Source organism: Actinomyces sp. oral taxon 181 (assembly GCF_018370895.1).
In the GTDB taxonomy this organism is placed as follows: domain Bacteria; phylum Actinomycetota; class Actinomycetes; order Actinomycetales; family Actinomycetaceae; genus Pauljensenia.
On sequence record NZ_JAGYZL010000009.1, the window covers coordinates 42163 to 55137 of the forward strand.

Annotated in this window: 11 protein-coding genes; 10 read left to right on the forward strand and 1 reads right to left on the reverse strand. The window is 57.6% G+C overall.

The window, feature by feature from the left end; genetic code table 11:
* Positions 1–55 precede the first annotated feature (55 nt).
* A complete protein-coding gene (locus tag KHW85_RS05360; RefSeq protein ID WP_178703720.1) occupies positions 56–1588 on the forward strand; it encodes an aminopeptidase P family protein in 1533 nt (510 codons plus the stop codon).
* Positions 1589–1648: 60 nt separating this feature from the next.
* Here the strand turns inward: KHW85_RS05360 and KHW85_RS05365 are convergent, their stop codons facing one another.
* Positions 1649–2329: a general stress protein gene (locus tag KHW85_RS05365; protein ID WP_291459097.1), complete on the reverse strand. Its 681-nt coding sequence runs from the start codon at positions 2327–2329 to the stop codon at positions 1649–1651.
* 87 nt (positions 2330–2416) lie between these two features.
* Between KHW85_RS05365 and KHW85_RS05370 the strand changes: the two genes are divergently transcribed.
* From KHW85_RS05370 to trpA, 9 genes are all read left to right on the forward strand, one after another.
* A complete protein-coding gene (locus tag KHW85_RS05370) occupies positions 2417–3721 on the forward strand; it encodes a CBS domain-containing protein (RefSeq protein ID WP_291459098.1) in 1305 nt (434 codons plus the stop codon).
* Positions 3714–4289 carry a DUF1003 domain-containing protein gene (locus tag KHW85_RS05375; RefSeq protein WP_178703714.1) on the forward strand — a complete coding sequence of 192 codons (576 nt, stop codon included), beginning with the start codon at positions 3714–3716 and terminating at the stop codon, positions 4287–4289. Before KHW85_RS05370 ends, KHW85_RS05375 begins: the two co-directional genes overlap by 8 nt.
* 42 nt (positions 4290–4331) lie before the next feature.
* On the forward strand, positions 4332–5462 hold the full coding sequence (locus KHW85_RS05380) for an Mrp/NBP35 family ATP-binding protein (RefSeq protein WP_178703712.1): 1131 nt from the start codon (positions 4332–4334) through the stop codon (positions 5460–5462).
* A 95-nt stretch (positions 5463–5557) separates the two neighbouring features.
* Positions 5558–6193 carry an O-methyltransferase gene (locus KHW85_RS05385; protein ID WP_019127244.1) on the forward strand — a complete coding sequence of 212 codons (636 nt, stop codon included), beginning with the start codon at positions 5558–5560 and terminating at the stop codon, positions 6191–6193.
* Positions 6194–6497: 304 nt separating this feature from the next.
* Positions 6498–8123 carry an anthranilate synthase component 1 gene (locus KHW85_RS05390; protein WP_178704540.1) on the forward strand — a complete coding sequence of 542 codons (1626 nt, stop codon included), beginning with the start codon at positions 6498–6500 and terminating at the stop codon, positions 8121–8123.
* Positions 8101–8799 carry a gamma-glutamyl-gamma-aminobutyrate hydrolase family protein gene (locus KHW85_RS05395; RefSeq protein ID WP_291459099.1) on the forward strand — a complete coding sequence of 233 codons (699 nt, stop codon included), beginning with the start codon at positions 8101–8103 and terminating at the stop codon, positions 8797–8799. The genes KHW85_RS05390 and KHW85_RS05395 overlap by 23 nt, the downstream gene beginning before the upstream one ends.
* Positions 8792–9823: an anthranilate phosphoribosyltransferase gene (gene trpD, locus KHW85_RS05400; RefSeq protein ID WP_178704542.1), complete on the forward strand. Its 1032-nt coding sequence runs from the start codon at positions 8792–8794 to the stop codon at positions 9821–9823. Before KHW85_RS05395 ends, trpD begins: the two co-directional genes overlap by 8 nt.
* Complete coding sequence (trpB, locus tag KHW85_RS05405; RefSeq protein ID WP_178704545.1) at positions 9820–12120, forward strand: tryptophan synthase subunit beta; 2301 nt, start codon at positions 9820–9822, stop codon at positions 12118–12120. The genes trpD and trpB overlap by 4 nt, the downstream gene beginning before the upstream one ends.
* Positions 12117–12974 carry a tryptophan synthase subunit alpha gene (gene trpA, locus KHW85_RS05410; RefSeq protein ID WP_178704548.1) on the forward strand — a complete coding sequence of 286 codons (858 nt, stop codon included), beginning with the start codon at positions 12117–12119 and terminating at the stop codon, positions 12972–12974. The genes trpB and trpA overlap by 4 nt, the downstream gene beginning before the upstream one ends.
* Position 12975: the final 1 nt, after the last annotated feature.

Sequence of the window (12975 nt, forward strand, 5' to 3'; positions counted from 1 at the left end):
ATTTAGAATACGGTCCGCGTAGCACGCCGCACGGGGAAAGTGAGACCATGACTCTATGACTACGACTGAAACAACCTCCGCGGAGGAAGCACCCGATTCTTTGGCTGAGCGCGTGAATAATCGCTCGCGCCGCCCATCCTCAGATGCATTCCGAGAATTCATGGGCTCCCATTGGGGGCCACGTCCCGATCCGGGTATTACTCGATCGGCCGTTGCCGACTACCTTCCCGCTCGCGCAACTGCAGCCGGAGAACCTTTCACCGGTGAACGACTGGTTATCCCCGCAGGGACCTACAAAGTTCGCTCAAACGACTGCACCTACCGTTTCCGCGCATACTCGGCTTTCGCTCACCTGTCCGGTCTTGGGCAAGAGCGCGAACCCGATTCGGTCATTGTCCTTGAACCCCTTCCAGAAGGCGGTCACGAGGCGGTGCTGTATTTCAAGCCTCGCACCTCCCGTTCTTCCCAAGAGTTCTACTCTGACTCACGCTACGGTGAGTTCTGGGTGGGTGCCCGCCCTTCCCTCGAGGAAGTTGCAACCGAAACCGGTCTGCGTTGCGAACACATCGATACCCTTCGCGATGCTCTGGCCAAGGACGCAGGAATCGTCCGTTTACGCGTGGTTCGCAACGTCGACGAGGCCGTGGAAGCCATGGTCAACGAGGTGCGCATGCAGGCAGGCCTGCCTTTTGGTGGCGACGCGGCCGAAACTGATGACGCTTTAGAAGAGCGCCTCTCAGAAATCCGCCTGTGCAAGGACGAATTTGAGATCTCTGAATTGCGTCGCGCAGTCGAGATCACAAAGGCTGGATTTGAAGATATCCTTCGTTCACTTCCTCGAGCCGTTGGTCACCGCCGCGGCGAACGCGTCATTGAGGGCGCCTTTGGTGCGGTAGCCCGCGAAGAAGGAAACGGCTTGGGCTACGACACCATCGCCGCCTCGGGCAACCACGCGAATACTCTGCACTGGATCGACAACGACGGTCCAGTTAACGATGGCGACCTGGTTTTGGTTGATGCCGGCGTTGAGGTTGATTCGCTCTACACCGCAGATATCACCCGTACTCTGCCCGTCAATGGAACCTTCTCCCCCACTCAGGCGAAGGTGTACCAGGCAGTTTTGGATGCCTGCGAGGCCGCTCTTGAGCGTGCCAATCAACCCGGAACCCGCTTCCGCGATGTGCACGATGCCGCTATGAAGGTTATTGCCGCACGCCTTGAAGAATGGGGCCTGCTGCCCGTCAGTGCAGAGGAATCGCTTTCTCCCAATGGTCAGCAGCACCGCCGCTGGATGCCTCACGGCACAAGCCACCACCTGGGTCTGGATGTTCACGACTGCGCTCAGGCGCGTCGCGAAATGTACCAGGATGCGCTGTTGGAGCCCGGAATGTGCTTCACCATCGAACCCGGTTTGTACTTCCGCGCCGATGACATGGCAATCCCCGAGGAATTCCGCGGAATCGGTGTGCGCATTGAGGATGATGTTTTAGTGAACGCTGATGGCAGCGTCACCCGAATCTCGGAAGACATCCCGCGCACCATTGCCGATGTTGAGGCGTGGATTGCCAGCGCTCAAGGGCGCGCATAAGCCTGAATGCACAAGTGGCCTCGTCCCAGCCGGGACGAGGCCACTTCGCGCGTATATACGTCAGTTCTGAGGATCCGTTTGCGAGCTTTCGTCGTCGCGATGCTCCGCGCCGGTAGCGCTGGTGTCAGTTTCAGGTAGTTGCGACAAACGCACTCCAAAACGAGGCTTCTCATCGGGACGCGAGCCATACTCAGTTGGACCAGTGCTTTCGCGAACAGTGCGAACTCGACGCGGACGCATCTGATTACCTTCGGTCTTCTGCAGGAGATCGAAAGCTTCACGAATGCGATCACTACCAGCAGCCTTCGAAATGATCACCGCATAGCGACCGGCGACTACCTGGGACTGAGAATAAAAGTCCCCTCGACGGCGGCGGATCAAGAACATTGCAGTGCTTAGACAGGCTGTGATCAGGGCACCCGCCAACATGCAGGCACCTACCCAGACCATCGTATTTCCCTGATTGACAGAGAGCACGATACCGATCATGGCACCCCACAGCGCACCATTCATCACTGCCTGGGAAACCGCTCGAGCCCAGGTCACGCGCCCGATAATTCGCTCAACCGAATAGAGGTCGGTACCAACCACGCTGACGTTCTCAACCTCAAAGTCATTGTTTGACAAGACCTCGAGAGCTGCCAAAGCCTGATCGTAAGAAGCATAGGAGGCAACTTCGGTGCCGTCAGGAAGGCTTCCGCCCCCACGGGTCCGCCGGGTTCCGCTCACAGGTACGCTCATACTTTTCCCTTTCGTATTCTGCCATCGTAGCGAGAACTTGCTTGGCGTGGGCGGGTAAGAAGTTCGCTCTGGGGATAAACTGGCCAAGTGAGCAGTGCACCTATAAACGTCGGAACAACCGGACGCCGAATCTACATCGGCAAACTTGCCGGTACCTCCGTCTTTGACCCATTGGGCGAGAAAGTTGGTGTGATTCACGACGTTGTCGTGACATTTCGCCTGAATTCGACCGCCAATGTCATTGGCTTCGTCGTCGAGGTCGGCCCCCGAAAACGCGTGTTTCTGCCCTTCACCCGCGTGACGGCAATTGAATCCGGTTCCGTCATCACCACCGGCCTGCTCAATATTCGCTCCTTCAACCAGCGCCCCGTTGAAACGCTTGTCATCACTGAGCTTTTCGATCGTGAAATCACAATGAATGACGGAAGCGGCGTTGTGAAGATCCTTGACGTCGCTATGCAGCAGCGCCGGCCTCGCGACTGGATCATCTCCACCCTGCACGTCCAGCGCGTCCGCACAACAACTTTGGGCTTCAAACGCGGCGGAACAACCATGACAGTTCGCGTCGATGAGGTCTCTTCACTGCTTAAGACCGATTCGAACCAAGCTGCTACCGCACTGATTCAACACACGGAAGACATGAAGGCTGCCGACCTCGCAGACTTCCTTCACGACCTTCCTGCAGAACGACAATTGGCCGTCGCAACGGAGCTCCCCGACTCACGTCTTGCAGACGTGCTGGAAGAGCTGGGTGAAGACGACCGTGTGTCGATCGTTTCTCAGCTGGAATCCAAGCGCGCTGCGGACGTTCTGGACGCGATGCAGCCCGACGATGCAGCTGACCTCATGTCTGAGCTTCCCGTTGAAACAGCACAGTCTCTGCTGTCCTTGATGGAACCCGATGAAGCTGCAGACGTTCGCCGACTCATGGCCTACAAGGAATCAACAGCCGGTTCCCTGATGACCACCGAACCGGTTATCTTGGCCCCCGATGCGACTGTGGCTCAGATGCTCGCTTCTATTCGTCGTTCCGATCTTCCGGTTTCCTTGGCCGCAGCTGCATTCATCGCACGTCCTCCCTTGGAAACCCCGACGGGCCAATACTTGGGTGCTGTCCATTTCCAGCGCGCACTTCGCGAACCCCCCAATACACTTCTGGGGACCATCATGGACACCGACCTCGACAGGCTCTCCCCCGACGCTCACGTCGCGACTGTGACGCGTCTGCTGGCGACATACAACCTGACAGTTCTTCCCGTTGTCGATGAGGACGGACACCTTCTTGGCGCCGTTTCCGTTGATGACGTTTTGGACGAGCTGCTGCCACGTGACTGGCGTGACTGGGATGATGATGTGACCGACCGAGTAATGGCAAGGAGTATTGATGGCTGATCGTCTTGATACCCCCACCGAGCGGAAGTTTAAGCTTTTTCGCCGCCGTTCCTCCGGCGATGGTTTTGGCCAGTTTGCCGAGGCCACGGCCCGCTTCATGGGCTCGCCGAAGTTCATTCTCTACATGACGATTTTCGTCGTCTCATGGATTGTCGCAAACGTCCTTCTTTACAAGGTTTCAGAACAGTACGCCTGGGATCCCTATCCCTTTATTCTGCTGAACCTTGCCTTCTCAACCCAGGCTTCATATTCGGCGCCCCTGATCCTTCTTGCACAGAACCGCCAAGATGATCGTGACCGCGTTCAAGCAGAACAAGACCGTCAGCGCGCGGAACGCAATCTTGCCGATACCGAGTATCTGACCCGCGAAATTGCTGCTCTTCGCATTGCACTGCAAGATGTTGCAACACGCGACTTCGTCCGATCGGAACTTCGCGATATGCTCAACGATCTGCGCGAGGAGCTTGAAGAGCGTGACGAACGATTTGCTCAGCTCAGCGCTCAGGCAAATACGGACCAAGCAGAAGATTCTGCGGATCTGTCTACTCCGCTTCACGCCGACAGCTAAACCAGTCTGCGCAAACCGTTGCCGGGTCATAGGATTAACACCATGACTTTGACCTCGCAGAACGTTCTTGATGCCCTGTCGACTGTTATCGACCCCGAAATTCGTCGTCCAATTACTGATCTCAATATGGTCGATGCCATCAATATCGATGGCTCAACGGTTTCGGTCACGATCTTGCTGACGACAGCGGGGTGCCCTCTGCGCACAACGATCTCAGAGGACGTGAATAAGGCTCTCAGCGCCCTTGATGGCGTGACGGATGTCAAGGTCACCATGGATGTCATGAACGATGAGCAGAAAAAGGCTCTTCGCGAAAAGCTCAACGGCGGTCGCCCCGAGCGCGAAATTCTGTTTGCACGCCCCGATTCTCTGACACGCGTCATTGCCGTCACCTCAGGAAAGGGCGGCGTCGGCAAGTCCTCAATGACCGCAAACCTTGCCGCTGCATTGGCTCGCCAAGGCCTCAAGGTCGGCGTGATGGATGCCGACATCTACGGTTTCTCAATTCCTCGAATGCTGGGAGTGAGCCATGATCCTCAGGTCATTGACGGAATGATTATTCCGCCTTTGGGAGCCGAAGGAGTCAAGGTCGTTTCGATTGGCATGTTCGTCCCCGATGGCCAGCCCGTCATTTGGCGTGGCCCCATGCTCCACCGCGCACTTCAGCAATTCCTTGCAGATGTTTTCTGGGGCGACCTTGATATTCTACTCATCGATATGCCTCCCGGCACCGGTGATGTTGCAATTTCAATCGCACAGCTCCTGCCCAATGCTGAAATTCTTGTTGTGACAACTCCGCAGATTGCTGCGGCCGAGGTCGCTGAGCGCGCCGGTTCCATTGCAACCCAGACTGATCAAAAGGTCATCGGTGTCATCGAGAACATGTCCTACCTCCCCCAGCCTGACGGCTCCAAGTTGGAGATCTTCGGTCACGGTGGCGGCCAGTCTGTATCTGATCGTTTGAGCGCTCAGCTCGGCTATTCGGTTCCGCTTCTGGGACAGGTTCCGCTGGACATTTCACTACGCGAAGGCGGCGACGCTGGCGATCCTGTTTCAACACACGAAGGTCCCGCTGCGCAGGTCCTCCAAGAGCTCGCTGGAAAGCTTGCTCACGCCTCGCGCGGACTTGCGGGACGCCCGCTGGGTGTCGCTCCCCTGAACAAAACCATTTAATTCAAGGAATCGCCGCCACCATGGCGCGTAGTCATAAAGTTGACAAGGGTTGTGCGTAACCTATGAGACATAGGTACACGAGTGCGGAGGAAAAGATGGCGTCAGATAAAGCCTTGAGTTGGGTTTTCGCAGAAGAATTCGTCGAAGAAAACGAGCTTCTTGCGCAAGCTCGCGAGGCTGCCACCGATTTGGGTGCTGATCCTGTCTCAACCGGAGTTGGCGCCGCCCTTCGTCTTCTGGCTGCAACCTGCGGCGCGAAAGCGGTTCTGGAGATTGGTACGGGTGCCGGCGTTTCTGGTCTCTGGCTGCTCCAAGGTATGTCTCCGGATGGAGTTTTGACCACTATCGATCAAGAGGTCGAATTTCACAAGCACGCACGCCGCGCCTTTACGGCAGCTGGGATTCCCTCCCAACGCACCCGCCTCATTGCCGGTCGCGCGCTGGATGTTCTGCCCCGTATGGCTGCCCGCGGTTACGACATGATGGTGATCGATGCACCCAACGCTGAAATCCCCGATTATTTGGATCATGCGCTCCGTGTCCTCCGCCCCGGCGGACTGATCGTGATTGTCCACGCTCTCTGGCATGACCAGGTTGCTGATCCCGCGCAGCGCGATGAGCAAACCGTCATGATGCGCGAGATTGCAAAGGTTCTGGGATCTTCTGAGGAGTTCATTCCCGCGATGCTCCCCGTTGGCGATGGCCTTCTTGCTGCAGTCAAACGACGCTGAGCCAGGCCGCTTCTTCTTCCCTTCTTCTGGTGCCCGTAGATCTCGTTCTCGCGATCTACGGGCACCGCTCTTGATGATTCCCCTATCCGACTCACTTCGTATGTCTCACTTACTGGTACCGTTGGCGCCCCCGAGCACCCCGCATTAGTATGAAAAACATGTTTGGTACTTCAGCATCACAGATGTGGTGGTGGCTCCCCTAAGGGCGGGCCTCCTTTGACGTACCTGGAAATGATCAAGGCTCGCTCATGTGGCGGGCCTTTTTCGTTGCGTTGGCCCGCCGAGGGCAAGGGATAGGAACACAATGACACACGCAGACACACCCCACGTGATCTCGCGCGAGGTGCGCTACCACCCAGACGGCGGCAAGCTTTTGGCGTACCTGTGCGAGAAGGGATTGGTCCCCCAATCGGCCTCGGGCCACCCCACACGAGTTGTCCTGTTGGATAGCGCCGATATCGCTTCGAAGCAGCACCTCACCACCATTGCGGTTCTTGATACTTCCGCGTCGATTCAATGCGATGGAGACTTCGTACGCGTCACCTCAACCAATCCGGTTGATGGCCAAAGCGCGCTCAATCAGGTCTGCGAGGCTCTCCCGAACGCTCTACGCGAGCGGAAGGACACGCATGCTCTCTTTGAGCTCCCTTCCCTCCGCGAAGACGAGGCCGATGAGGAAACACGTTTGAAAGAGCGCGCAACCATGGAGCCGTTGCGAGTTCTTACCGATACTCCCATCGATCACCCGCACCTGCCTTTGGTCGCCGGAACCGTTTCTTTCGATTACCTCGCAACATACGAATCCCTACCCGATATCGAACAGGGATTTAATTCCTGCCCTGATTACCTGTTCTTCCTTGCGCGAATCATCTTGGTCGTCGACCATCCTTCGCAAAGCGCCAACATTGTCGGAGCCTCACTCGACCGTGATTCTCTTGAGCGGCAAATCGATGCGCTTGCCCAGGCTATCGACCACGCCCCGCTGTCGACCGAGACTCCCACGGCCTCGGAAATGAAGATCGATCCTTCATCGCAGCCTCTTATTGCACGCCCGACCATCTCTGATGATGACTTTGAGGCTCTGGTTACGACCATGCAAGAGCACATCGCTGCTGGCGACATCTACCAGGTCGTTCCCTCGCGCGGTTTTATCGCGGATTGCCCGAATGCACTGAGAAGCTACCGCTTTTTGCGAGATGAGAATCCCAGTCCTTACATGTTCTATATCGGCGCGGACGACTTCGAGCTTTTCGGAGCATCTCCGGAATCCTCGCTCCTTCATTCAGCAAAGGACGGAACGGTTGCAATTCGTCCGATCGCGGGGACACGCCCTCGAGGATTTGCCCCCGACGGCAACATCGATCACGAACTAGACATCCGCTTGGAACTTGAATTGCGTTCGGATGCGAAGGAAGTTGCCGAACACGTTATGCTCGTCGACTTGGCACGCAACGATGTCGCGCGCGTTTCACAACGAGGAACTCGTCGCGTTGAACAGCTCTTGCGCGTCGACCGTTATTCCCGAGTCATGCACCTGGTATCTGAGGTCAGCGGCACTCTGGCAGAAGATCTGCACCCCTTGGACGCTTTCCGCGCCTCGATGACCATGGGTACACTGACGGGCGCTCCAAAGCTTCGTGCGGCAGAGCTCATTCGCAACTACGAAGGCAAACGCCGCGGTTCATACGGTGGTGCTGTTGGTTACCTTCGAGGCGACGGAGAACTTGATACCTGCATCGTCATCCGTTCGGCATTCGTCAAGGACGGACAGGCAATCGTGCAGGCCGGAGCCGGAGTCGTTGCAGATTCTGTCCCCGCTCGCGAGGCTGAAGAAACCGTCCACAAGGCAAGCGCTGTTTTGCGCGCTTTGGCCGCCTCAACCGCTCGGCCGTTAACTATTTCCTCAAATGCGGAAGAAAGCGAGTTCTAAGATGCGCGTGATTTTCCTGGATAACCGCGATTCTTTCGTCTATAACTTGGTGGATTTAACCGCCCGCGAGGCCGCAGTGCAGGTCTTCCGCAATACGACCCCAACAGCAACGCTCCTCAAGGCACTTGTTCCGACCGAAGCCGAGCGCGCCGCGGGAGAACGCCCACTATTGATTCTTTCCCCCGGTCCGGGACACCCCCGAGGCGCAGGAAACATGATGGACATCCTTGAGGTGGCCCTCCGCGAGAATATCCCAACATTGGGGATTTGCCTGGGCTTCCAAGCAATGGTCGAGGCCTGTGGGGGCATCGTCGGCCCCGTAGGGGCAACCCATGGGCGCACCGACCGCATTGAGCTTACCGAGGCCGGTATTGAAGATCCTGCTTTCTCCGCAATTGCAGAGGCACCTCGTCCCGGTGACGATGCTGAGCACGGATATATTTCCGTCGCTCGTTACCATTCTCTGGGCACGCGTAGCCTTCCCGATGCTTTGGTTTCCTTAGCACACACCCGTGATGGGATTGTCATGGCTGCGCGTCACCGCAGTGCACCGTGTATCGGTCTGCAATTCCACCCAGAATCGATCCTAACCCCGGCTGGGCCGCTTCTTTTGCGTGCTCTACTGACTGACCTAACCCTATCCACCGCTACTAATTCAAGGAATGAACATGAGTGAGTCCTTTCTGCGCCGCGCATTGAACGGTCACGTATTAGACCAGGAACAGGCACGTTCCGTTTTCGAGGAGATGTCACGCGGGGAACTCAGCGAAATTGAAATCGCAGCTTTCCTTGGAGCGCTTCATGCGCGCGGTGAACAGCCCAGTGAAATTGCGGGTGCTGCGGAAGCTTTCCGCTCAGCAGCACAACACTTCACGACAACGGCCCCAGACGTCATTGACGTCGTTGGAACGGGCGGTGACGGTGTCGGAACAATCAATATCTCGACGGCCTCGGCTTTCGTTGCGGCGTCCATGGGACTCAAGGTTGCCAAGCATGGTAACCGAGCGGTGTCCTCGAAGGCGGGAGCCGCAGACCTTGTTGAGGCTGCAGGTATCCCCCTAGACCTCTCCCCCGCCTCTTCAGCGGCGCTCCTGGAACGCACCGGTTTCTGCTTCTTATTCGCACAGAAGTACCACCCGGCGATGCGCTATGTTGCACCCGTGCGCGGCGCTTTGAAGAACCCGACAATCTTCAATCTCATCGGTCCCCTGGTGAACCCTGCACCGCTGTCCTACCAGGTACTGGGGGTTGGTAAACCTGAACTCCTCGATGTCGTTGCGAAGGCCTTGGCGTCCTTGGGCCTGAAGCATGCACTGGTGGTTCACGGTAGCGGTACGGACGAATTTGCTGTCCATGGCCCCACCGAGGTCCGCGAGATCACCCCAGAGGGTATTGCTTCATTTACCCTGACCCCTGAGGAGCTGGGAATTACTCCTGCTCCACTCTCAGAGTTGGTCGGTGGGGATGCAGAAGAAAACCTGCGTCTGATCTCTGAGATCTTCGCCGGAAAGGGTGCGCCAGCCCAACGAGAGGCCATCGCTGCGACAAGCGGTGCGATGCTCTATCTGGCTGGCAAGGCGGAATCTTTGAACCAGGGAACTGAATTGGCACTGTCGCAACTCTCCAGCGGCGCCGTTGCCTCCCACCTTGACACCATCGTTTCAACCGCACGCGAATTGAAAGAGCAGGAGAATCAGTGAACCAGCCGTCTTTCTCTCCCATTTCCACGCGATTGCGCGAAACCGGGACCGTCCTTGATTCGATCGTCGCTCAGCGTCGTACGCGTCTTCCCGAACTGCACGAGGCCTACGGACACATCGATCCCCTGACGCTTCCTCGCTCGACACGCTCTTTTGAGGACGCACTACGCACGCGTCGTTACGACGAAAAGGAAGGCTTCCAGCCTCATCCCAGCGGCCCGGCAATCATCATGGAGTGCAAGTCCGCTTCACCAACTTTGGGCACAATTATCGAGGGGGCATATTCTCCACGTCTCTTGGCTCGTGCCTACTCACGCTACGCCGCAGCGATCAGTGTGTTAACAGAGCCCGACCGTTTTAACGGTAATTTCACTGATCTCGATGAGGTCAGAGACGAGGTTAACCAGCCTGTCTTGTGCAAGGACTTCATCATCGATCCCATTCAGATCACGGCTGCTCGCTCGCACGGGGCAGATGCGATCCTACTGATGCTGTCCGTTTTGGACGATGAGGACTACACAGAACTTTCCTTGGCGGCACATCGCCTGGGATTGGACGTCCTCACCGAAGTTGACAGCGAAGAGGATATGCGCCGCGCCCAGCGCTTGGGCGCACGCATTATTGGCATCAACAATCGCGATCTGCGCACGCTTCAGATCGACATCACCCGCACGCAGAAGCTGGCTCCCCTTGCTCCACAGGGAGCAGTGATCGTTGGCGAGTCTGGCGTTCATTCGCGCGATGATGTGCTGACTCTTGCCCCTTACGTTGATGCACTGTTGGTTGGCTCCTCGCTCTCGGGATCGGATGATCCCGCGCAGGCAGCTTGGCAGATCACAGGAGGCCAGCCCAGTGCCGGCCATGATTTCCTCGAAGAAGTTGCACTGCACACCTCGTGGAGGCCCTACTCCAGTGAGCGCCTCGGCGCAAAGACAGAGGGCACAAACGACGAAGAAACTCCCGAGCGCCCAACGAAACTTTCTCCCTACTTCGGACAATTCGGCGGACAATACGTTCCCGAGCTTCTGATCCCCGCACTGGACCAGCTTGAAGAAGCCTTCGTCCAGGCAATTGACGACCCAACCTTCATCGAGGAGATCAACACTCTGCTCCATCAGTTCCTGGGACGCCCCACCCCCGTCACAGAGCTGCGCAACCTTCCCGGTGGCGGTGCTCGGATCTTCCTCAAGCGTGAAGATCTGGTCCACGGTGGCGCACACAAGGGTAATCAGGTTCTGGGACAGGCTCTGCTGGCTAAGCGCATGGGTAAGACGCGCATCATCGCTGAAACCGGAGCCGGCCAACACGGGACCGCAACCGCAATGGTGTGCGCGCTCTTGGGATTGGAATGCACGATCTACATGGGCGCGGTCGATGTTGTTCGACAGGCCCCAAACGTCGAGCGCATGGAGCTTATGGGTGCAACTGTTGTCCCCGTGACCGCGGGCAGTGGGACCCTCAAGGACGCCGTTAACGAGGCCCTGCGCGACTGGACAGCGACCTTTAAGACCTCGCACTATCTGTTGGGAACCGCGGCCGGTCCGCACCCCTTCCCCACCATGGTTCGCGAATTCCACCGCATTATTTCAACCGAAGCCCGTGCTCAGATCCTCGCGCAAACCGGTGCACTCCCCGACGCGGTTATTGCATGCGTGGGTGGAGGCTCGAATGCAATCGGTATGTTCGCTGACTTTATTGACGACCCATCTGTTGCACTCTACGGTGTTGAACCTGCGGGTGAGGGGCTGAATTCCGGACACCACGGCGCGGCGATTCATGAGGGTAAGGTCGGCGTTCTTCACGGTGCGCGCTCTTACCTCATGCGCACTGACGAGGGACAAGTCGAAGAGTCCTATTCAATTTCCGCCGGCTTGGACTACCCCGGTGTCGGTCCACAGCACGCCTACTTAGCTGCGAGCGGCCGCGCTCACTACGTGGGAATTACCGATGACGAGGCCGTCAACGCCTTCATCGACCTCTCACGTCATGAGGGAATTATTCCGGCAATGGAGTCCTCTCACGCCTTGGCTTACGCCCTCAAGATGGCGCGCGAGCTCAAGGATACGGGCCACACCGAGGGGCTCGAGACACGCGAGGGACACGTCCCCACACTGCTTGTGTGTCTATCCGGCCGAGGTGACAAGGACCTTGACCAAGTCCGCGAGCGCTTGGGAGGCTCCTTCTCTAGGGACGGAGCCGTTGCCCGCGCCGCTGAGCTTGTTGCACAAGAACGCGCCGGTTCTGGAACCCATAGGACTCATTCCTATGATCTGGGTTCATCTAAGGAGGAACGATGACTCGCTACGCATCAATGTTTGAGCGCTGCGCCGCACAGGAACGCGGGGCAATCGTCCCCTTCGTTATGCTGGGTGACCCCACTCCTTCATCTTGCGAGGCCATCATCGAGGCGCTCATCACCGATGGCGCAGATGCTCTGGAGCTTGGGATTCCCTTCTCAGATCCGGTCGCAGACGGCGTTGTTATTCAGGAAGCACACCTGCGGGCCCTTCAGGCCGGTACTGCTATCGATGAGTGCTTCCGGATCATTTCTCGCATTCGCGACTCACACCCCGATCTCCCCATCGGCCTGCTGGTCTACGCGAATGTGCCCTTCTCCATTGGGGTTGATCGTTTCTATGAGCTCTGCGCGCAGGCGGGAGTCGATTCGGTACTCATTCCAGATCTCCCGATCCGCGAGGGGCATCCATTTGGAGAAGCAGCACTCAAGTCGGGCATCGACAGCGTGTACATCGCTCCCCCATCGGCCTCGCCTCGCACCCTGAGCGACGTCGCGCACTCTGCACGCGGCTACGTCTACGCGGTCTCTCGCGTGGGCGTGACGGGCGCAGATCACGAGGCCTCGACCGTGGGCTTGCACGAGGCGGTTGCAAAGCTTCGCGAAGAAGCGGCCGCTCCCGTTCTCTTGGGGTTTGGAATTTCGCGACCCGAACACGTGCGTGCTGCACTCCAAGCGGGAGCAGATGGCGCGATTTCGGGTTCAGCGATCGTGCGCATCATCGCCGAGCACGCGGCCCAAATCGCGAAAGAGGAAAAGAACGGCACTCGAGAAGCGCTGAACGAAACTCTTGTGCGGCTGGGCGAGTTCTTCGCACCGATGTACCAAGCGACCCTCAATCACGGAAACAACTGAG